The organism is Methylotenera sp. (assembly GCF_029945705.1).
Taxonomy (GTDB): domain Bacteria; phylum Pseudomonadota; class Gammaproteobacteria; order Burkholderiales; family Methylophilaceae; genus Methylotenera.
Window position 1 is genome coordinate 1 of the sequence record NZ_JAQSDC010000029.1, and the last position, 22199, is coordinate 22199.

At 42.7% G+C, this 22199-nt stretch carries 20 protein-coding genes and 1 pseudogene; 2 read left to right on the top strand and 19 right to left on the bottom strand.

Annotated elements, in window-relative coordinates; translation table 11 throughout:
• Both PSU78_RS05990 and PSU78_RS05995 read left to right on the top strand, forming a co-directional pair.
• A pseudogene (locus tag PSU78_RS05990) lies at positions 1–321 on the top strand (hypothetical protein); the annotation flags it as partial.
• 317 nt (positions 322–638) lie between these two features.
• A complete protein-coding gene (locus PSU78_RS05995; RefSeq protein WP_300385704.1) occupies positions 639–1703 on the top strand; it encodes a mechanosensitive ion channel family protein in 1065 nt (354 codons plus the stop codon).
• A gap of 222 nt (positions 1704–1925) precedes the next feature.
• On the opposite strand, the gene PSU78_RS06000 is transcribed toward PSU78_RS05995, so the two are convergent.
• The 19 genes from PSU78_RS06000 to PSU78_RS06090 all read right to left on the bottom strand — a co-directional run bounded on the left by PSU78_RS06000 (position 1926) and on the right by PSU78_RS06090 (position 21913).
• Positions 1926–2432, bottom strand: a complete 507-nt coding sequence (locus PSU78_RS06000; protein WP_300385707.1) for a type II secretion system protein — start codon at positions 2430–2432, stop codon at positions 1926–1928.
• The gene (locus PSU78_RS06005; RefSeq protein ID WP_300385709.1) at positions 2407–2808 is read right to left on the bottom strand and encodes a type II secretion system protein; all 402 of its coding nucleotides are present in this window, start codon (positions 2806–2808) and stop codon (positions 2407–2409) included. Before PSU78_RS06005 ends, PSU78_RS06000 begins: the two co-directional genes overlap by 26 nt.
• On the bottom strand, positions 2808–3290 hold the full coding sequence (locus tag PSU78_RS06010) for a type II secretion system protein (RefSeq protein WP_300385712.1): 483 nt from the start codon (positions 3288–3290) through the stop codon (positions 2808–2810). The genes PSU78_RS06005 and PSU78_RS06010 overlap by 1 nt, the downstream gene beginning before the upstream one ends.
• Positions 3291–3296: 6 nt before the next feature.
• Positions 3297–5360, bottom strand: a complete 2064-nt coding sequence (locus tag PSU78_RS06015) for a secretin and TonB N-terminal domain-containing protein (RefSeq protein WP_367186325.1) — start codon at positions 5358–5360, stop codon at positions 3297–3299.
• On the bottom strand, positions 5357–5860 hold the full coding sequence (locus tag PSU78_RS06020; RefSeq protein WP_300385715.1) for a hypothetical protein: 504 nt from the start codon (positions 5858–5860) through the stop codon (positions 5357–5359). The genes PSU78_RS06015 and PSU78_RS06020 overlap by 4 nt, the downstream gene beginning before the upstream one ends.
• An 8-nt stretch (positions 5861–5868) precedes the next feature.
• Positions 5869–6453 carry a type 4a pilus biogenesis protein PilO gene (gene pilO / locus PSU78_RS06025; protein ID WP_300385718.1) on the bottom strand — a complete coding sequence of 195 codons (585 nt, stop codon included), beginning with the start codon at positions 6451–6453 and terminating at the stop codon, positions 5869–5871.
• On the bottom strand, positions 6441–6980 hold the full coding sequence (locus PSU78_RS06030; RefSeq protein ID WP_300385721.1) for a PilN domain-containing protein: 540 nt from the start codon (positions 6978–6980) through the stop codon (positions 6441–6443). Before PSU78_RS06030 ends, pilO begins: the two co-directional genes overlap by 13 nt.
• Positions 6977–7852: a hypothetical protein gene (locus tag PSU78_RS06035; RefSeq protein WP_300385724.1), complete on the bottom strand. Its 876-nt coding sequence runs from the start codon at positions 7850–7852 to the stop codon at positions 6977–6979. Before PSU78_RS06035 ends, PSU78_RS06030 begins: the two co-directional genes overlap by 4 nt.
• Entirely contained in the window at positions 7833–9596 is a 1764-nt protein-coding gene (locus PSU78_RS06040) for a GspE/PulE family protein (protein WP_300385727.1), read from the bottom strand. The genes PSU78_RS06035 and PSU78_RS06040 overlap by 20 nt, the downstream gene beginning before the upstream one ends.
• A complete protein-coding gene (locus tag PSU78_RS06045) occupies positions 9596–10792 on the bottom strand; it encodes a type II secretion system F family protein (RefSeq protein WP_300385730.1) in 1197 nt (398 codons plus the stop codon). Before PSU78_RS06045 ends, PSU78_RS06040 begins: the two co-directional genes overlap by 1 nt.
• A 228-nt stretch (positions 10793–11020) precedes the next feature.
• Entirely contained in the window at positions 11021–11437 is a 417-nt protein-coding gene (gene gspG / locus PSU78_RS06050) for a type II secretion system major pseudopilin GspG (protein WP_300385733.1), read from the bottom strand.
• A gap of 189 nt (positions 11438–11626) precedes the next feature.
• Positions 11627–12511, bottom strand: coding sequence for a hypothetical protein (locus PSU78_RS06055; protein ID WP_300385736.1), 885 nt, complete (start codon positions 12509–12511; stop codon positions 11627–11629).
• A gap of 82 nt (positions 12512–12593) precedes the next feature.
• Entirely contained in the window at positions 12594–13577 is a 984-nt protein-coding gene (locus PSU78_RS06060) for a hypothetical protein (RefSeq protein WP_300385739.1), read from the bottom strand.
• Positions 13578–13723: 146 nt separating this feature from the next.
• Positions 13724–17350 carry a TonB-dependent receptor gene (locus PSU78_RS06065; protein ID WP_300385742.1) on the bottom strand — a complete coding sequence of 1209 codons (3627 nt, stop codon included), beginning with the start codon at positions 17348–17350 and terminating at the stop codon, positions 13724–13726.
• Between the two features lie 304 nt (positions 17351–17654).
• Positions 17655–18311, bottom strand: coding sequence for a response regulator transcription factor (locus tag PSU78_RS06070; RefSeq protein ID WP_300385745.1), 657 nt, complete (start codon positions 18309–18311; stop codon positions 17655–17657).
• Positions 18308–19666: a histidine kinase gene (locus PSU78_RS06075; RefSeq protein WP_300385748.1), complete on the bottom strand. Its 1359-nt coding sequence runs from the start codon at positions 19664–19666 to the stop codon at positions 18308–18310. Before PSU78_RS06075 ends, PSU78_RS06070 begins: the two co-directional genes overlap by 4 nt.
• A gap of 316 nt (positions 19667–19982) precedes the next feature.
• Entirely contained in the window at positions 19983–20753 is a 771-nt protein-coding gene (locus tag PSU78_RS06080) for an energy transducer TonB (RefSeq protein WP_300385752.1), read from the bottom strand.
• A gap of 78 nt (positions 20754–20831) precedes the next feature.
• Positions 20832–21269 (bottom strand): biopolymer transporter ExbD, encoded by a 438-nt coding sequence (locus PSU78_RS06085; RefSeq protein ID WP_300385755.1) that lies wholly within the window; start codon positions 21267–21269, stop codon positions 20832–20834.
• Positions 21270–21271: 2 nt separating this feature from the next.
• The gene (locus PSU78_RS06090; RefSeq protein ID WP_300385758.1) at positions 21272–21913 is read right to left on the bottom strand and encodes a MotA/TolQ/ExbB proton channel family protein; all 642 of its coding nucleotides are present in this window, start codon (positions 21911–21913) and stop codon (positions 21272–21274) included.
• Positions 21914–22199: the final 286 nt, after the last annotated feature.

Genomic DNA, 22199 nt, shown 5'->3' on the forward strand with positions numbered 1-22199 from the left:
TTTTCGTCATTTTATACGATAAAAAGTGTCCACTTTTTTCAACAGGGGTCAGTTGCTAACCGTACAAAAAAAATGGTCAACATTAATTTTCGTTGGTGGGGTGTTTTAACCTTTGCGGGCATTAAAGGCGGGCTATCTATTGTCATGTTAACTATGATTCCCAATTCTTTTGAGCATCTTGAAATGTTTAAAGCCGTCGTGATTGGAGTGGTCATGCTCTCAACCTTTATTTACTCAGCAGTGCTTTTGGTATTAATTGGTTATTACAAAGCGCATTTTTTAGCCGAAAAAAATGCGGAGCACCAATCCTTGCATCATTAGCCACCTTAGCCTTTAATGATGCATCAAACCTTTACGTATATCTAAAACACGTTGAACCTAGGTTTACTAAAATGACTTATATTTGCTATAATACATTTGTACAAATTAATTATCTCGCTATTATTTGATTTGCAACCTCCTGAAGAACCCAACACAACATTAAAGCACCAGAATCAAACAGCCAGAAATTGCTTGATCTATAAAACTAGCCTTTTCATAAAAGGCAATCTAATCGTTTGACTACTCTTTGATACATTTATTCATTTAAATATCCAACGCACTTTCATAGCAGAAGCTATCAACATTTAAGGATGTCCATGAAAGAAATACTTCATTACTCTATTCTCGGAAATACCATTACCAATTACTTATCAGCCATTGCAGTGCTCATCTGCGGCGTTGCTGTGATATATGTGTTTAAAAAATATATTTTAAGTTGGTTAAAAAAGAGTGCTGATGCAACGGCTACAGTCATAGATGATTTACTTGTCAGTGCCATTGAAAAGTCACTGTTACCGTTAATTTATTTTGGAATTTTTTATGTTGCGGTTCAAACTTTAGCGCTCTCAACTGGTTTTAAGCAAGTGTTAGAAAAGATTGCAATTGCATTGGTTACCCTGCTTGTTGTGCGAGCTGTCATCTCCATCGTTAATCACATTATTCAATCTTATTTAGATAAGAACGCGGAATCAGCAGGTGGGGATAAGCAACTCAAAGGCATTCTTAGTCTAATCAATTTTGTAATCTGGGCTATTGCCTTAGTGTTTCTGCTAGATAACCTTGGTGTAAAAATATCAGCTGTTGTTGCCGGCCTTGGTATTGGCGGCATCGCTGTAGCTTTAGCAGCACAAGCTGTGCTCGGCGACTTGTTTAGTTACTTTGTTATATTCTTCGATAAACCATTTGAGGTAGGTGACTTTATCATCATTGGCGACAAGATGGGCGTGGTGGAATACATAGGCGTGAAAACCACTAGAATAAGGGCTATCGGAGGCGAGCAGTTAATACTTTCCAATACCGATTTAACTAACTCCCGTGTACACAACTTCAAAAAAATGGAGCGCAGAAGAGTCGTTTTTAACCTAGGGGTCACTTATCAAACGTCCGCTGTGAAATTAAGAAGTATTCCTAAAATGGTTAAAGAAACCATTGAGAAATTGGATGATACTATTTTTGATAGAGGTCACTTTGCATCCTATGGGGATTTTAGCCTGAATTTTGAATTCGTCTATTACGTAACATGCGCTGATTACAATAAGTACATGGATGCACAGCAGAATATTAATCTGGCAATTTACGAAATGTTTGAGAAAGAAGGCATTGAGTTTGCCTATCCAACACAAACTATTTTCATCTCTAAAAATGAAGATGCAAAAAATTAACTGCATATTTCGAACCAAAACCGCCACCAATTCCAATTCAAATCCGCCACTGATTGCGAACTAAAAAAGCCACCCTTAATTACACAATACAGACAGTGAAAATGTGACTTTTCATAAGAGTTTAACTGGTAAGTTGGGCCCCAACCAGACACTCAAGCAATATCTTATATTTAAGTTATTATGTTATTTCAGACGGAGCGCTTTATTGTTTGTTTATCATTTTTATTGAACCGCTGGAACATATGCAAAGTACCATTCTCCATAATATTTTTTATTTTCAAAATGGCGGTACATCAATCTAAAGTTTTGGGTTTTATAGGGTTTTGCGGCAGATAAGCTATAAATGCCCATCACGCCGCCACTAGGCGCTTCCAGAATCCCCCACCCCTCTCTTTGCGTGACAGGATCTAAATAAAGTTTACGTAGATAACGTTTAGCTTGCGGAAATCGTTCATCTTTTAATAAAGCTTCCAAATTGGGCGGATATTGTTTTACAACGCCAGGAGTTTGGTTGTAATAGTTGCCAATTGCTTTTCGAATAGTATCGCCCACTTTCAGCAACTCTTGCTCTCTTTCACGCTTTCTAGCTTCACTAAACTTTGTGCCGGCTGCGGCCAATGCATAGCCTGCAAGCATGATAAGAATAAGCAAGCCAAGCAATATATAGCCTGACTGATACGTACTTGAATGACTTTGTTGATGTTTACCAATCAGCATAATGACTGCCATCGGATGCAATATCTTGCGAACCGCTGTGAATGTCGTAAATGGCGCCTTTCATTTCAATATCTAGCGGTGGAGAGAATAGCCAAGTAACATTACTATCGGTAATCGGGTCCGTTGGAATTGCACGCAGATACTTGTATTGCACTAAGTCTTCGAGTGAATCAGGATAAGCATTTTTATCGCTGTAAAACTTATCAATCGCCTCACGCATTACGATTAAGTCATTCTTTAAAATTTTCTCTTTAGAACGGCTCATGGAATCAAAATAGCGTGGAGTGACTAAACTAAGCAGCGTGGCAATAATGGCGAGGACTACCAGTATCTCTATTAAGGTAAATCCATTTTTTATGTGATTATTTTTCATGCCGATTTTTTGCATCACCACTCACCATAAGCTTGTTGATTGATACCAACCTCTCGAGAAAGCGAATACACATCGTAGACATCTTCACCTTCTTCAGGCTTATCGTACGAGCTAGCGTAACTGCGTTTACCCCATGTTGCTTCTGCATTAGCGGTGGTCTCTGTGGAAAATGGATCACGAGGAATGTTGCGCATGAAGTATATTTTGCGCTTTTTAACATCCTGAATATTTTCCACACCACTCACTAACAACTGTAGCGAAGCTGGATAGCCCGATTGATCGACAGATTTCTTAATTAAACCATCGTCAGACGCTTGCTTGTAGGCATCTATCGCATCTCTAATCTGCCACAGTGCCTTCTTCAACTCTTGCTCTTTATTGCGCTGCGCAGTGAGCTGCATCAATGGTGAAGCGGCAGTCATTAGCAGCGCCAATAACACTAGAGCAACCAACAGCTCTATTAGCGTAAATCCTTTATGGTTAGACGATGCTCTCATAATGGCTTATTGCGCTCTATAAACGGTACCGCCACTGTTGGTTTCTGTAGATTTACCGATGCTGCCATTTCCATTCACGTTTGCATCTACATCAGGCTGAAGCAGTTGATTCGCGAAATTTTGATCCACTTGCGCACGCTCCGCTTGAGCACTTTGCGGTGTGCTCACTTGTGCTTGCACAGGCTCTGCCGCCACAGCCTGTTGGTCTGGCGCTCTGGTAGCACGACCACTGGCATGGTTAATACCTGATGGAAACAGCGTATAGACCGCATTTGCAGGGGCAATATTGTGCAAAATACGTGGTGTAATCAGCAATACGATTTCATTTTTACGTCTGTCGTTATTTTTATCTGAAAACAACCGACCAATCAGTGGCAAGCTAGATAAACCAGGTACTTTATTCGAGACATTTTGGCTGTCATCTCTAAACAAACCTGCCAAAATTTGCGTTTCACCATCTTTAAGCTGCAACACGGTATTGGCATTGCGGCTACCAATGGTATAAGCCAGCACGCCTGAATCTGTTTTAACTTGATCGGTGACATTGCTGACTTCTAGACCGACTTTAATGCTCACCTGATTCTGCAGCAAAATGGTTGGCTCCACGTCCAGCTTAATACCAACATCAATATAGCTCACAGTTTGTGAAACAAAACCCGTGGAATTAGCGATGCTAGTGAGGACTGGTATTTTGTCACCCACGTGGATTTTTGCTTTTTCTCTGTTCTTTACGCGGATTTGCGGATTTGCCAGCAAATTAGTATCTGTATTTTGCTGCAATAAATTCAGCGCAAGTACTGGGTCACTCACGCTAAATACACCAAGCCCTGAGTTAAAACTTTTAAGTTCTGCAATGGTTAATCTACCTGGCGTAGTAGTGACTACGCCATCAGTAGTGGTTGATTTACCCTGCACGCCAACACTCACTTGTGTTGGGTATTTAATGCCGATTGCCTCCAAATTCTTACGATTGATTTCCATCACCTCAACTTCAAGCATCACCTCTGGCTCAACCATATCTTGTGATGCGATGAGTTTTTCAGCAATCTGAATCGCCTCAGCGGTATCACGCATAATGAGCGTATTGAGCTTTTCATCGATGTAAATATCTTTAGATTTAACCACGGTTTTAATCATGTTCATCGCACGCTTAGCATCCATACTATTAAGATAAAAGCTGCGCACATATTGCTCTTGGTATTCTTGACTACGACTTAATGGATAAATCAGCAAGGTGTTGTCATTCAACACTTTCTTAGCTAATTGATTAGAAGTCAAAATCACTTGAATTGCATCTTCTATACTTGAGTTACGCACAAAAATACTGGTATTAAGGTCCGCTCTTAACTCTTGATCATAAATAAAATTAATATTGGCCGCTTTACCAATCAGTTCAAACACCGTTCTAATCGGCACATTTTTTAACTCCAAGGTGATTGGTTTTTTGTAAGCGGTTTTAATCTGCGGTATAGCTGTTATTCTTTTATTCTGTTTACTCTCTATTTGTTCAAATAAGGCGCGTGCGCCTTGGTCATTGGCATCCTCCGCTAAGATTGACCTCAGTATATTCAAGGCTGAATCGTCATCATTTTTATCAAATGCAGATTTTGCATTCGTAAGCATCATGGTGTGATTTTGCAATAGATTTAATTGACGTAAACCATCTTGCGCACGCTGATTATCTGGCGCCAAGGCTAATACCTGTTGGTATGCAGCCTCTGCATCACTTAATTGATTGAGCTTACTTTTATCATCAGCCGCTTTAAGCAAAGCGTTAATTTGAGAAGATTGTTGTATCTTGAGCATGGTGCGATATTGCGCATTCTCTGGGTATGACTTCACTAGTTGTTGCAACTTAGCAATGCCCGCAGCACTATCGCCCTTTGCTATCAGCTGATTCGCCTCCTCGTAAGCTTGGCTGTCTTGCGCTTGCATATTATTACTTACTGGCTCTTGCGTGGCATTTAAGCTCGCACAGCTAGTGAGCAAGATTAAAAAAGCTAACATTAAAATAAACTTGGCTGACACCGAGCCCTGCATACCACTATTATTCAAACTATTTAAATTCAACTGTTTGCTCCAATTTGCATCTGTACTTCCATTTTTAGGGGGATGTATTTAAGTGTCATTGTTGGTGGCGTAATGGCTTTAACTGTCCAAGTATCCTCAATCACATCACCAGATTTCACCGCATGACTTTTTTCACCATCAATCAAAAACACCACCAATGCACCGTCTTCGACAACTTTTCCTGCATAAACAAATGGATTTTCTGGCAAGGCGATTGCAGGTTTGATATTCATCTCTGGGTTATTTTCTGTGGCTAAAGGAGTAAAAATGTTTTTTGGCACGTCATGGTCTGGTGATCGTTGAAGTAAGTAATCAACAAGCGTTGGCACAGGTGGGCTAATTTGTTTGGCTGCTTCAACATCGGCTTTACTTAACGCTACCGAATTTTCATCTCTTGCTACCACTAGCTCGTCAGTTTCTTTCTGCTGAGAAACCCACACAGTGGCCGCCAGCGTGAATATCAAAGCCAACAAAACACCGTATTTTTTGATCAATGCCATAGTCGCTACTATTGCGCTTTTTGCAGATATAAAGTGAACTGAATTTGCGCATCCACTAAATCTGTCACGATGTCTTCGCGTTTTAAACTAATGTCATTGAGCGCAATGGACGGCAAAGTATTTAGCACTTGATTGATAAACTGCCGAATTTGCATATAGCTACCCGTCAATGGCAATTTAATTTGGTACTGAATGAGCGGCGATGCTGAAAGCGGTTGCTCATATTCCACCTTATTGATGACCAATCCATTATCGGTAGCCACACGAAGAATCTCACTAATCTTGCTATTCGCTTCAGTTTGGGTGGGTAGCACATCATAAAAAATTCTGGCAATATCTGATGCATCATTACTATTGCGATTGCTAATATTCTGTTTTGGGCTAGCGTTAACCGCGGTCATTTTCATTTGTAACTGTTGCAACTGCTGTGCTTTAGGCTGTGCAAAAATGATGAGATAACTCAAGCTGCCAATAATGAGCGCAAGCCCCACCAAGCCTTGCCAGCCTAACCTTTGCCAGAAAAGTTGTCGCAGCTTGTATTTAAAGACTTGAATCAAGTGATTAGGTCGCAAAGCTAAATTTAGACTTTCCATGCCGCCCCAATCACAAATCTAATCGCCTTCTTACCACTAATATCAGTCGCTTCTTGTGACTGTAATACCACCTCTTTTAGTGCATTTTGTTGCGCTAGCTCGCTCACATAACGCATCATGCTCTCGGTATTTAGCGCCACGGCGGTAATATGCAACGTGCGTTGTTTAGCGTTAGGTTCTAAGGTTAGCAATTTAACGTCCACACTATCTACAGCTTCCAGCGACTTAAATAATGCTGGCCACGGCAATACAATTTCTTTAATCGCGGCATTCACCGCGGTGATTTCATCATGCTTTACCGCATACTCTTTAGCATTGATTGGCGACAGAGAGCGATTCAAGCGCGGCTTATTCGTCGCTTCTAAGCGTTGCCGCAGATCAAGTTGCAACAGCTCAGTTTCACTTGATAGCTGATGACAATACAAAAAAAGCGCAATACTCAACACATTGCCTATCACCAATAATGAGGTCGCGAGCATGTCTATTTTGCGTGTCATCAACGCATGATTTAAGCCGATGTGATTCATGTCAGCGCCAAACTTTGCGCACTAAGCACTTGCTGACTTTGCATATCAAATTGATGTGGTAGCACTTTAATGGCTTTATTATTCACTAGCGTTAAAAGCTGATTCCTTTGATATTCCGGCCAGTACACCAGCACAGGCAATTCATTGGTCATATTGCCACTCACCATTTCACGCTGAATTAATGCCGACACTTGCGCAGAAATATCCGTTTCTATCGCAACGTTTTTAACTAAACGCCAGCCACCCTCAATCAATAACGTTAAACATAAGCGCTCACTTTGAATGGCAACCAACCAAAAACTAAGTGGTTTTTTCTGTTTTTTTACTTCACTAACCGTTTGATTAATGGCCAGCATTAATTGCGGATAAACCGCACTTAACGTCATATTTTCTGCATTAAAGACATCATGCAAGGCTTGCAACAAACCATGATGAATACCGCTGGCGATGGCTGGGTGGCCATAGCTAGGTTCGCTCATACGCAAATCCCAAGTTTTGGCGGCTTCACCATAAGCTAAACTAAAGCAATGTTGCATGTAGGCTTTACGTTCAGCTTCAACAGCCAGTTCTGCATTCCAAGGGATGACTGTGTATCGTGCAAACTGATTAGAGACAATGGCGATTGGTATCGTGTTTTGCCACTTTTTATCAGCTAACACTTGTTTGAGATGTTGCATTAATGCGCCCCACGCTTGAGATTCATTCACGTTATCTGTGACAGCCTGAGGCAGTTCTATCACTTGCTTATAAAGGATTTGTTGCTTTAGCCCAAAACGTACTGGCCTAGTAATACGCAGAAGTACTATGCACTGTGGATAAACAAACACCCATAGCTCATCTTTGAATAATGATTTAAACCAATGAAGTAACACGGTTAATCTCCTGTAATGTGGTTTCACCACGTTTTACTAAATCCAGCGCAGCTTCTCGCATACTGCGTGTGCCATTGGCACTAGCAGCTTCTTTTACTTTTCTGACAGGCTCTCGTGTGACAATGAGTTCACGTATCACATCGTTAAAGCACAACAACTCTGCAATGGCTTTACGGCCTTTATAGCCAGTGCCATGACACTGGCCGCAACCCTGACCTTTTTTGAAATTAAAACTCGCCGCTTGTTGTTGCGTGAGACCAGACTTGGCTATCAGTGCCGCCTCTGGTACATCTGCAACCGTGCAATGTGCACAATTGATACGCACTAAACGCTGCGCCATGATGCCGTTAATGGCAGAAACAAAACTGTAGGGGTCTACCTGCATATTAGTGAAGCGGCCAATCACATCAAACACGCTATTGGCGTGTACTGTGGTGAGTACCAAATGCCCTGTGAGGGCAGATTGCACGGCAATTTGCGCTGTTTCTGCATCACGAATTTCACCCACCATGATTTTGTCAGGATCGTGTCGAAGAATTGACCGTAAACCACGTGCAAAGGTGAGGCCTTTTTTCTCATTCACGGGAATTTGCAATACGCCTGGCAATTGATACTCCACGGGGTCTTCAATGGTGACAATTTTGTCTTCACCATTGTTAATTTCAGAAAGAATGCCGTATAAAGTCGTAGTCTTACCACTACCAGTTGGGCCCGTTACCAGCAACATGCCGTAGGGTTCTTCGGCTAGCAAGCGAAAGCGTGCCATGATGTCTGGCTCGAAACCTAGCGTTTCTAAACTTAAACCTTTGGCTTCATCACTTAAAGCTTTACGGTCTAAAATTCGCAAAACGGCATCTTCGCCAAACACACTAGGCATGATAGACACACGCAAATCAACTTCTCGTGCATTCACTTGACCTTCACTGCCCGTGACCAAAACCTTAAAGCGTCCATCTTGCGGAACACGCCTTTCAGCAATATCGAGTTCCGACATCACTTTAATGCGCGAAATTGCTTGCTCAGCTTGGGCAATCCCTTGAATACCTCCCTCAAAACTCAATACACCATCTATGCGATATTTCACCGTAAGACCATGTGCATCAGTCTCCATGTGAATATCACTCGCACCCGCTTTAAGTGCGTCATAAAGTGTTGAGCGTACAAACTTCACCACAGGGCTGGTATCTTCACTGATTGAACGTAAAGAAATATCCTCAATGCCGTTTTGTGTCGTTTGCGAATCTAGGTGCTCAGAAGTTAAGCCATCCATCGCACGCATACTGGTTTCGTGATGCGCTAAAAATGCGTTCAAGTCTTTGTAATGCACCAAACCCCAAATCACGGGCTGATGAATCATTAAGTCAATTTTACTTTGCAGGTGACTATCAAAAGGATTGGCATGTAGTAAATACAAGCCATTTTCATTGTTTCGCAATGCAATGCAGCTATATTTGCTTGCATCGGCAAAGGTCAGCAACTCAAAATCTGGCGTCATGGTGTGTAGCTGCAACATGTCAAAAGCAGGGTAATGCATCAACTGCCCCAGTGCTACAACAAACGCCTCTGGGCTTAAGCCTGAGGTTTCTTCCAGCGCCTCTAGCAAAGGCTGCTTGGTTTCACTGGCGATAGTTTTGGCACGATTCACCTGTTCAATAGTGAGTGTATTGTCAGCATGAATAGCGCTTTTATGATGTGCATTAATCGCCACAACATTTTCAAACTCTGCTTTTTTAAGTAACCCCATCACTGAATGCTCCCAGCTAACTCAAAAATTGGCATATACATCAGCACCACGACTAAACCCACAACTAAGCCGATGATGATCATCAATGCAGGTTCTAATAACTTGGTTAACCATTCCACCACACGGGAAATTTCTTCATCATAAAATGCGCCTATGCGCTCCATCATGTCGCCCATTTGCCCAGTGCGTTCGCCCACGCGCAACATGCGAATGGAAATAGAAGTAGTCATACCATGTTGCTCCATTGCAGCAGACATCGGTTTGCCTTCACGCACATCGACAATTACCTTGTCTAACTTGCTACGTAATAAGGGCTGTAATAGTGAAGACACCATGCCCATGGCTGTGACCAATGGAATTCCACCACGCAGTAGCATGCCCAACGTACGATAAAATCTTGCCAGCTGATAAATGCGCATGGCCTCACCCAGCGCTGGAATCTGCCACACTTTACGCATAATGGCAGCGCGCACGCTGGGCCTACTTAGCGTAAAACCTAGCAAAGCCACTGATGCAATAAACGTGGCGAATACTTCTCTACCATGCTCTTGCAGCAAACGCCCCCAACTTAACAATAGTTGCGACATCCACGGTAAATCTGCACCCGTACTTTCATAGATCGTGCTGAACTTAGGTACGACATAACCTAATAGAAACAGCACAACCAAACCACCTACCACCAAAAGCAATACGGGGTATATTGAAGCAGTAACAATCTTTTTACGCACAGCATCAATCTGCGTTTGATAGGTAACATGTCGTGCTAAGGCTTGCACCATGTCACCTGTCCGTTCGCTAGAGCGAATCAACGCCACATACAAAGGGCTGAATACTTGCGGCTCTTTTTCTAGCGCCGCAGAAAAAGGCAAGCCTTCATACAAAGCCGCCATCACTTGATTCAATACCGCTTTTGATTCGGCTTGCTGCTCTTTTTCAGCTAAGGCTTCTATTGCCTCTACCAAACTTAAACCTGATTCCAACAACGCCAATAGCTCTTGGCTAAATAGCATTAAATTGAACTTAGATTTTGCTGACTTAGTGCTGAGTAGATTGCCAAATGACAACCCAACAGATTGAATGTTTAACACACTAAAACCTTGCTGCTCCGCCACTGTGCGTGCTTGGGCAGCGTTGCTAGCTTCAAGTACCAACAAACTGACCGACTCACCTTGCGCAATTTTTAACGCAAATTTCACGAGTCCTCTCCCTCTTCTAGGGGGAGGGCTAGGGGAGACACTCCAAACCAATGTGCAATTTCTGACGAGTTCCCTCCCTCTTTTAGGGGGAGGGTTAGGGTGGGGCTAAACATCAGCAAGTGGATAAAAAGCGGCATGAGACAACCATTGCACCCCCATCCTAACCTTCCCCCTCCATGGGGAAGGCATAAAATAGAAGTTAACTTATTTGCTGCAGTCAGCATCCAGTTATTCCCAATTCGCAATATCTGCCGCATCAGCTTTACCGCCACTCTGACCATCACTACCCAGTGACCACAAGTCATATTCACCATGCTCACCTGGCATTTTGTATTCATAAAACTTATCCCACGGGTCAATAGGCACTTTTTTTACTAAATAAGGGCCATTCCATTTAGGCTCATTCGCTGGTGCTAAATTAAGTGAAATCAGGCCATTCTCGGTACTGGGATAATGCCCCGTATCCAACTTATATTGGTCCAAGGCTTTACCTAAAGAATCAATCTGCGCCTTTGCAGTTTTAACTTTAGATTTATCAATCTGTGCAAAATACTTAGGGCCTACGTAGCCAGCCAATAAACCGATAATCACCATCACCACTAATAGTTCAAGCAAGGTAAAACCTTTAATTTTATTTAATTGCATTATTCCATCCTGTGATGTTTCAATTTTTAGCACTAAGCCATGTAGGAGCGGCTTGCAGCCGCGAACAACCAAACTTCGCGACTACAAAGCCTGCCCCAGTTGATGCTTTTGATACGGGGTCGCTCCTACAAAAATCACGCATTCATTATTCTCATCTGCACAAAATGATGCTCTTTTAAAGAGTCACCTCTAATACTTACCTACCACTGCACCCACTGGCGCTAAACCAGGCACACTAATCTCTAGTGGGGTTTGTCCATTTTGTCCTGTCGTGCGCAACCTAATAGCACCTTCTAATTCCGCAGGCTCAATCGCTTCACAACTCGTTTTAATGTAAAACATAGCGGTCATTTTTCTTGTTACGCCATCTGGGTCATTCACATTAATATCTGTGGTGAAATCTACCCAGTTATCACTTACCGCAGCAGCTTGACTATCGGTCATAACTTTATCTTTAGCAGGCGCATTTTTCAGTGAGGGTAAATCTGCATCACCTTTGGCATGGCGTACTGAGGTAAATGTTCTGCCAGCTCTAAATAAGGCTTCAGGCAAGCCATATTCTTTGTGCGGCTCTGGCTTAAAAAAATAAGCGATCGCCACTGGCTTCCCTGCAAAACCTGCACGGGCAATATCATTAATCTCCCAAGTTTGACCATTCGCTAACTTGGCGTCTTTCATCAAAATATGTGTGCCATATATGCATTCTTTAGTGGCTTTATTACGCCAAATGGTATCGGTCAACGTGGCAAACTCTTCGCCGCTATTGGCGTACGGCTCTGGGATTGAAACCCCCCGTGAAATCATGCCAGCCATATCAAAACCTTCTAACGGACCATTCATGGGGCTAGTAAGTAATTTTTCGCTGCTAACAGCGCATGTATTGTTAGCTGTATTTTTGCTATTACCGATGTCTGGCGCAGCTGAGTCTTTTAAACCAAAATCACCCGTGGTGTTACAAAGCACATAAGCCGCATTTGCAAAACCAGTAGCAGGTAAATCTACAAAACCTTCTGCGGCATTTGCACTCACTTGCATGATCAAAAACAACATCACAAATTTAAAAGCATTCAACATTTCGTTACCTCTATATAAAAGCTTAAAGTGGCAAGGGCGTTACACCCCTGCCATTTACTCCAAAACTAGCTTCTAGTTAAATTTAGAAATTAGCATTTGCTAAATTACGTGTTTGACCAGAGGTCAAAATAGTCACCCATGGCTGAGTTTCCTGACCTGCTTGACGAATACGAATGGTGTTACTAGTAGTAGAAACAGTACCGTCACAAGCCGCTTGCACATACATCACCGGGCTGTTCTGCGAAGTAGTACCGTCTTCATCTACACCACCTGTGTTATCCAACATAAAATCTACCCAGTTAGTGCGGATTGCTGAAGTTTGTTGTGCAGCAGTTGGCACAATAGTACTTGGCGATAAAGTCTGGCCTACACCGTTAATCTCAGTACCTGCAGCAGGAACAGTCGGTCCATTGATGGGGCGATGTACAAATCCAGTAAATGGATTGTTTGTTGGATTACCCAATGCATCTAACTCTGGCTGCATTTGCACTGAGGTAAATGAACGGCCTACACGGAAAATAGGTGAATCAGTAATAGAAGTATAATAGTAGCCAGCACTCACGGTAGGCGTTGTGCTAAAGCCACCCAATACAACGTCATTAGCTTCAAAGCGTTGACTACCAGCTAATTGTGGGTTGTAGTCAAAAGTGCCACTCGTGGCAAAATCTATATACTTTGCAAATACACACTGTGTACTACCTGCATTACGCCATGTACGTTGACCTAAAGTTCCCAATGTTTCAGCGTTAGCTGTAATTGCAGAGGTCACTCTTGCAGCAACTGCTGTTGCAATGGTTGAAACAGGTGAGGTTGATAAAGTTCGAGCGCCACCTGGGAAAACTGCGCAAGTGTTATTTGAGCCAGCACTAGGCGCTGTATAGCTGCCTGAACCATAGTTGCCTGTTGTGTTGCAAAGCTGCCAGCCTGTAGTACCTGCTGGTTGGTTTGCACCAGCAGCCACTGCTACACCTGCTGTTGGCAATGTCACTAAGCCTGTTGCCATTGCCTGTACTGAAACAAAACTTAATGCGCCTAATACCGCTAACTTCAATTTAACGTTTTTCATTTAAATTTCCTTTTACGCTACAATAAGCAGGCATTTGTGGCTGCCTGCAACACCCATTCACCCAAATCAGCTAAAGCGCCTTGTAAGTTCTTAGGTTGGTTCGAGTTGAATACGCCAAGAGGCAGTTCACAAATGCCTCTCTTATATTATTTACTTCCTAAATCAAAATCATAAGTCAAGCTTACATAGGCAGATCTTGGCGCACCTGGCGCTAAGAAGGTGGTACTTTGCCAATCATTACTGTTATAGTTAAAGCCACCCGCGCCAATAGCGCCGTTAATACTGGGTGAAAACGCGTTAATGCCCAAACGACCAGCACTGTAGTATTCACGATTGAATACATTGCTGACTTGTAGCCCAGCAGTTAAGCCTTTGGTGATTTTGTAGGTAGTGTTGAAGTTGAATACGGCATAGCCAGGCACTTTGCCAGGAAAGCGAGAACTTGGTCTTGTATAGCCAATGGTGCAAGAGCTATCAGCATATTCAATATCCCCATCTTTAATTGAGGATCCTGCTGTACCACAACTATACACAGGGTTACTTGCCCCGGCTTGGTGCTTATTGTTTTCATTACCACGTATAAAGCTATCTGAATGCATCACAGCCGTCAGGCCAACGGTCCAGTCTTGGGTTAAATCGTAGGTGAATGTAGCGTTAAGGTTATGTAAGGGCACACCTGGCATACGGTTGCCTGGGTGAACGCGAATTTGCTGGTATCCAGTAGGCCTAGCATATAACGAATCACTTTGCCCCACATTACCTGCACTGCTGTTATTCGGACTAGCAACACTAAAGCTCTCTTGAAAAGTAGCATCGGTGAGTGAGTAGTTCAACCTAAAGCCCGCCTTACCTGATTTGCCTTGCAAACCCATTTCTAAACCACGGCGGCGAGTTTTACCAATGTTTTGAAAAAAGCTACGGTCTGGGGTGAACGATACAAAATAAATATCATCTTTTAAGTCTGTGTTGTAAACCGCGGCATTCCATTGAATATCTGGGGTTAAATAGCCACGTGCGCCAAATTCCATAGTTTGTGAACGCACTTGTTTTAAATAAGGGTCGCCAGACAAAGTGCTGGGCAAGCTACAAAAGCGACGCTCTTGCAAGCTTCGCGGCCTAAACGCAGTGGGCGTAATTCCATCAGCTGCAAATGTTACCGGCACTAGCGTTCCATCATAGGCACAACCTAACTCAATTACGCTTGGCGTACGTGCCCCTTGGTTCCAATTACCATATACATTGAGCGTTTCATAGGGCTGCCATGTTGCACCTAGGCTTGGATTAAATGAACGGTAGGTAAATTTCTCGGTTTCGCCTTTGCCAATTGCACCTAAACCTTGTGCACGCTCTAATGAAAATGGCACGTACTCTGCTGCAGGACATTCATCTGCGGTCACTGTGCCATCATTATTTAAGTCTTTACATAATTGAAAGCTTTCGATAAAGTTTTTAAAAGCGGTTGGCCCAAGCAAGCCCAAATAGTTATTAATCGCCAGCTCATTTTTCATATTGGTGACGTTATAGCGGGCTGCGCCAGTAAAGTTCCACGCTTTCACTGGCGACCAAGTGTCACTCAAATACACACTTTTGGTCACGCTATTACCTGAAAAGTCATTTAATCCAAACTTAGTACTGGCCGCTGCAAACTCATAGCCAATATTAGCGGGGTCTAAATAGGCTTTGCGCTTATTATCAAACAAGCCTAAATACTGACCACTGGTATAGCTGGCATCAGCGGCGTCTACTGACGCCCCTATCATGAGTTTATGGTGTTCTAAATTCCAGTTAAGTTGTACTGCGCCACCATCGGTGGTTTGGTCAATTTCAGTTTCTGTAATTAATGCGGTAGGTGTACCTTCTACATAGCCTGCACATTGCCCAGCGATGCCAGTGGGAGACTCAGAGGCTGTGCAGTCTGCACCATTACGCTCAATGGGTTGCCCTGTGATTGGATCACGTACTAATATTCCAGCAGGCTTACCCAACCCATAGTTGCTGCCTGGGAAAGTCGCGGGGAGATCAGCAATAAATATTGCGTTATAGCTTATATAGTTAGTAAAGCCATTTGCGTCAGTGAAAGTTCCGCTTGGACCAGATACTGTGTAAAAAGCATCTCGGCTTTGAACTGGGAAATATTTATCTAATAACTTTTCAGTCTGTCCAATTGCATTGCGACTCAGCCATATCTCACGTGCTTTACGCTTCCAATCTTCGCTGGGACCTGCAGTTGGAACAGCATTTGGGTTGGTGGTCCAACTTGGAGCTGTATATAAATAGTTACCTTTAACATCAAAATAATCTTGTGTACCTTGATTGGCAAAAAGCGCTGTATTAAAGTTTGTACCGACTGCAAGGTTGTTAATATCAAAGGCAGGATTGTCAATATAGTTTCCAGTATTTGTTCCATCGTCGATGTAAGCAGCGTTTCCACTAGTATCCAAGTAGCTACCTAATGCATCAACTGCTACATTTAAAATATTAGATTGGCTTAAATCAGGATCTGGCAAGCCATCATTATCTAGATCTGGATAACTGGTAGTTAACTGCTCGCCTGCTAATGGCCTTCGTGTTGCACCACCACTGATGTTTTCATTCACATCGCCTGTTCTTGAATTACGCTTACTTTTGCGCTTATACACTTGCCCTGTAATATTGAACGTCTCTGAAACATCCCACTGACCTGTGAACTGAAACTGTAGTAGCTTGTTCTTGGTTTCATCGGCGCTGGTAAATACTTGGCTGCGGTCTTGTTGCGCCATTTCTGTGGGTAGCAAGCCATTACCTGTGAGTTTATTTCCTGCGTACAATGCGGATAAACCAAACTGCAGGTTCTCGTTACGCCACTCGGCCTTACCAAATACTTGGTTCACCTTGCTTGGCGAGTCATCACGCCAGCCATCTTCGCCAAAAAGGTTAAATGCCGCAAAGCCAGCTACCACGCCATTATTACCGCCAATGGAGCCTTGAAACTGTTTACGGTTAAATGAGCCGCCTAGCGCTTCTACACTGCCTTCTTCTGCATCAAATCCGCTTTTGGTGCGCATGGTAATCGCGCCGCCTAATGTGCCTAGCCCAAAGATAGGGTTTGAACCAGGAATTAAATCAATACCTGCCAGCGCGTTGAGTGGCAGCATGTCCCAGTTCACCACATCGCCGAATGGCTCATTCACGCGTATGCCGTCTAAAAACACTGAAAGACCTTGGGCTGTACCTAGCTGCGGGCTTGCTGTGAACCCTCTATAGGTGACATCCATTTGAAACGGGTTGCTTTGGTAGTCATTCACGTTCACCGATTGCAGCTTGCTGTTCATTAATTCGGTGAGGCTGATTGCGTGAGATTCTTTAATTTCTTTGGCGCTAATGCTTTGTATATTGCCGGGGATTTCTTCTTTGGTAAGCGCTAAACCTGGTAGTGGGCCTATTTGGTAAAAGCGTTTGGCGCGTACATTCACGGTTTTTAATTCAATCTCTACAGGTTTGTCTATCGGTTTACCTTGGCTATCTGTTTTGCCTGTGCCTGCTTGATTCGTGTTCTTAACTTCTGCCGAAAGTAGCGTTTTCTTTGTGGCGCCGTACTGACTGGCAATCGAGGGAACGTCTATCTTTTTTTCTTTGCTGGATGGTTCACCAGTCACACTTTCAATAGAGTTAGCTTCTGGGGCGTTTAAGTCTTGCGCGTAAGCTGTTTGTGCACACATCAACAATACAACGAGCGCGATTGGTTTAAGTTTTAAGTTTAAAAGAGGTTGAGCTGGTTGATGCTGATTATGCATGATTAGGTTGTTCCCACTAAGGTTGCTTGAGCTTAAAATTGATGTAAGTTTTTGTAAGCTAGCGAATGTAAACCTTTGTGAAAATTTGCGTAAGAGAGAGATTCCCGTGAATATATGGGAGTTTCTCCTGATATGAATTAGGATTAAATTACCATGAATATTAAAGAATAAAAGTCTTTAATATTCATTAAGTTAAGTATTTATGAAGCGCGTGGAGAAAGTAATTATTTTGTTAAAAATTGAAGATATTGATCAAAATATTATGATTTATTTGTCAATTTTCAGTATTGAGTTGATGCTATTTCTACTCTGAGATAACACCGTGTCGTATCGCTAGTCGTACCAGTTCTACGGCATTGGTAATACCTAACTTTTGTCTAAGCGCGGTCTGATAGTTCGCGGCTGTTTTTTGACTAATCTGAAGATTATTGGCAATGTCATCAATGCCCACACCTTCCGCTAATAGTCTGAATACTTCAAACTCTCTTGAGGATAGTCGTTCGATTGGGTCTGGCGAGCCTGAGATTGATCGCATCACAATTTTTTGCGCGATACTTGCGCTAATGTAAGTTTTGCCCGCTGCAACCTCACGTACTGCAAGCAACAGATCATCAGCGAGACTTGATTTAGCCACATAGCCACGCGCCCCAGAAGAAAGTGCTTGCGTGGCAAAAGCGGCATTTTCATGCATAGTAAAAATCACTACTTTTGCCTTTGGTGCCACGCTTAATATTCTACGTAAAGCTTCTAAGCCGCCTATGCCTGGCATGGATAAATCCATCACTAACACATCTGATTGAAAATCACCGTATATCAGACATGCTTGCTCGCCGCTATCAGCTTCTGCCACCACATCAATATCGCCACCAAGTTCTAATAATCTACGTAACCCTGAGCGCACTACATTATGATCATCGGCCAATATCACTCGGATTTTTTCTGTGATTAAATGATTGGTCATTTTGGCACCTTGATATTCATGAGCAAGTTCACACCAACTACTACTCCAGAGCCTAAGCTTGAAGTCAGCTGAAACAATCCACCAAGCCCTTCTACGCGTTCACGCATACCCGCCAAGCCAAAGCCTTGCGAGGTAAGTTGCGTATCAAAACCATGGCCATTATCTTTGACCAGTATTTTTAAATAGTCAGCTTGAGGTTCAATTTTAATGGTCACCAAACGCGCATTTGCATGCTTGGTAATGTTAGTTAAACACTCTTGCACAATGCGATACGCCGTGATGGCAATGGTTTCATTGAGGTTGTTGCCCAATTGGCTAGAAATATTAATGCTCACGTTTATACCGCGGTTACGCTGCCGCCATGTTTCTATAAGCTCATGTAGGGAGGCGCTCAAACCTAGCTCATCAATCATGGCTGGCCTTAGTCGCTGCAACATTGCGCGTACAATTTCCATCATCTGCATCGCTACAGCACTAATTGCCATGGCACTTTCTTGAGCGACCGAAATATTATCTGTTTTTAAAATGACTGATGCATCAATATTGATTGCCGTTAAATGCTGGCCTATTTCATCATGCAAATCATGTGAAATGTTCTTACGCTCATCTTCTTGCAAGCGAATGATTTGCTGCGTTAGTCGATGGTTATTCATGGTGCTATTTTCTAATGTTTGCGCCATTGCATTAAATTTACTGCTCACGTTGGATAACTCAGGCAAAGAAAATGCGGGTAAGCGCGCTTGTAGATTGCCGTGCTCCAGCTGGGTCAGCGCATTAAGAATCTTCTTTAGTGGGCGTAATGCACGATCAACCGCCCAATACACCATGCCATTGACCATTAAAAAGAATAATATCCCCAAGCTCAATTGGCCAATCGTGTCATGCCATATTTCGGCAATTTCATAGGAGGGGTCGGGGGTAATTACTAGCTCACCTAGAATACGGTTATTGACAATAATCGGCCTATGCGTTGACTTTAATGAAGTTGAGATTCTACCCATGAAATGTTCAAACCAATCTGGTGGTATATTTGCATTACTACTGATTGGCGGGCGGTTGCTATCACGCAGTCGCCCATAAGAATCAAAAAATTCGATACGCAGATGGCGAACATTATCTAAACTTTGCAGGCGAAAAATGGAGATTTTATCGTCTGTATTACTATTCGCCCATTCGTAATCAGAAGTGTAGTGTGACACTTCAGCATCTAATAAATGCAGCGCTAATACCGTTGTAGAATCAACTTCCGCGCGAATATCTTCCTGTGCATTATCAATCATCATTCCTGCACCAATCAGCATGACCAGAGCCAGCATGAAGGTAATAATTAAATTGATGCGGATTTTTAAATTCATATTTTGTGTTTTAATTTTGCTAGCCTTAACCTACTTGAAACCTTTGTACGAGCCAAAGAATTGAGTTTTGTAATAAAAATCTTAAATTACTGTCATTCCCGCGTAGGCGGGAATCTAGGCGACGTGAATTTCAGTATTACATGCTTCTACAACCATGCATGACCGCCATCTAAACTGGATTCCCGCCTACGCGGGAATGACGAATATTGGATAGTTTTACTCAAAACAACGTGCCAAATCGACTCATACAAAGCGCTCTTTTTTATGTTGAGAGCCTTAATCCATCAGCTAAGCTTGAGTTGGGACAAGTAAGAGGCTATTCCAGCTTGAAATCTACAGGAATAGTCAGTTTGAATTCTCGACCTTTAAATTTAGCGGGTACTGGCAATTCATTCAGGCTTTTTCTCACCATTTCTAACGCTTGATCATCAAGCGACTTTTGACCTGTTGATTTTTCTATGGTCACACTCGTTGTTTTACCTTCAGCTGAAAATCGCACTAAAACCTTACCTGAGCCTTGGTAGCCGCGACGAATGGCGATGGCTGGGTATTGTTTGTAGCGTTCGCACAGCCTTTGTAAATTGCTGCCAAAGTCATCCCACACGTCGCTATCAACCCACGTGCTAGTGGATGCGGATGAACTTACAGCGTTACTGGGCACACTACTAGCCGCAGGTGCAGCAGTTTCTTTTGTTTGTGTTTCTGGTGCTGCTACAGGGCTTGGCTGAGTAGGTACTGTCGCAGGCTTAGGAATATCGGGGACAGTATATTGATTAGCAACTTGCTCGGTACGCTCAGCCGCTAATACTGGCACTGCCACCGCTTGCGTTTTAGGTGTAGGTTTTGGCTGAATATCTTTAACCACCTCGGGTTTAACTACTTCTGGCTTCGCAACTTGTGAAGGTGGCGGAGGAGGAGGTGCCTCTTGAAGTTCTGCCAAAATAGTGATCGGCGGTTTAGTCTTAACCGCTTCTAACCAAGGCAGTGCGCGCATAATGGCAAAATGCATCAGCAGCGAAAAAATTAAAGCCAACCCAAAAAGTAGGTGATTAGACGCTTGCTGCGTATCAAGCAACTTGCTTCTCATAGTTTGATTATTTAGCGAGGGGTTATTAAGCGACGCGTTGTTTAATGTCAGATTGGTCAATTTTTAGCCAATCTACAACTATTGAACAGTGGGGGTTGCAGCTGGTATTGCACTATCAGGCAACATCACAAAGGTAAATTTAGTAACACCTGAGCGCTGAATTTGCGCCATTGCTTTAGCCACTTCACGATAAGCAACTTTTTCATCTGCCATAATTTGTACTTGCAGATCGCCTTGCGTATTGCGCTTTTTAAGTTCAGTTTCTAGATTGCTTGCAGGGATCTTAATTTGGTCTATATAAACATCTGCCGCTGAGGTAATACTGACTTTCACGTCATTCATTTTTTGTAATGAAGTTGTCGCTGCAACCTTAGGTAACTTGACTGCGACCGAGTTCATTAATAATGGCGCAGTTACAATAAACACTGTGAGCAACACCAGCATCACATCGACTAATGGCGTCACATTGATTTCGCTCATCATGCCGCCCTCTGAACCATAATTGTCCATGGACATGATTAATCTACCTTGTAGTCTGATTGTTTAGCGAGTATCTGTAAGCGCTCAGAAAAATGATCCATATCAGCCGCAGCTAGGCGAGATTGGCGTAAAAAGTAGTTATAAGCCAACACCGCAGGAATGGCCGTCGCAATGCCCATGGCGGTTGCAATAAGTGCTTCACCAATCGGGCCAGCGACCACATCTAGGCCCGCAGACCCTGAGGCAGAAATACCTTTAAGAGCGTGCATAATGCCCCATACCGTGCCAAATAAGCCAATGAATGGGGCAGTTGAGCCTATACTGGCTAACACTGCTAAACCACTTTCTAAGCGCGTTTGTTGATTATGGCGCTCTTGGCGTAATGATTGGCGCAACATATCTTGATATGCATTGGTATCTAATGACGCGTCTTTATTCCATGTCTTGAGATTGGCCATCACTTTATTATTTAAGCTGCTCAAAGAGCCTTTTGCAATTTCTAACATATTTGACAATTTAGTCAGACGTGTTACCTCACTCAAACTGGCCAAGACTTGATTGTTTGCTTTTTTAACCTGCCAAAACATATAGCATTTTACAATTAGAATAGTCCAAGTCAGGATAGATAATCCCGCTAAAAAGTAGAGTACAAAATCAACAATATCTGGCACTTTATCCATAAGTCATTTCTTTAAGTAGGTTAAGTTAATGTTTTCACCTTTGGTAATAATGCTTAACTCATCAAGGCTAGTTCAATATAAGCGACAAATATGCCAACCAACTTAGAAATGACATAATTGATTGATTATTAAGAATAATTGAAATTTACATTCAATTTATTTGAATTTTATAGACTTAGCATTGGTTGCCTATAACCAATAACTGGTTGCTACTGACCAATAGTTGGCTATAGGTGACCCCTGTTGAAAAAAGTGGACACTTTTTATCGTATAAAATGACGAAAAG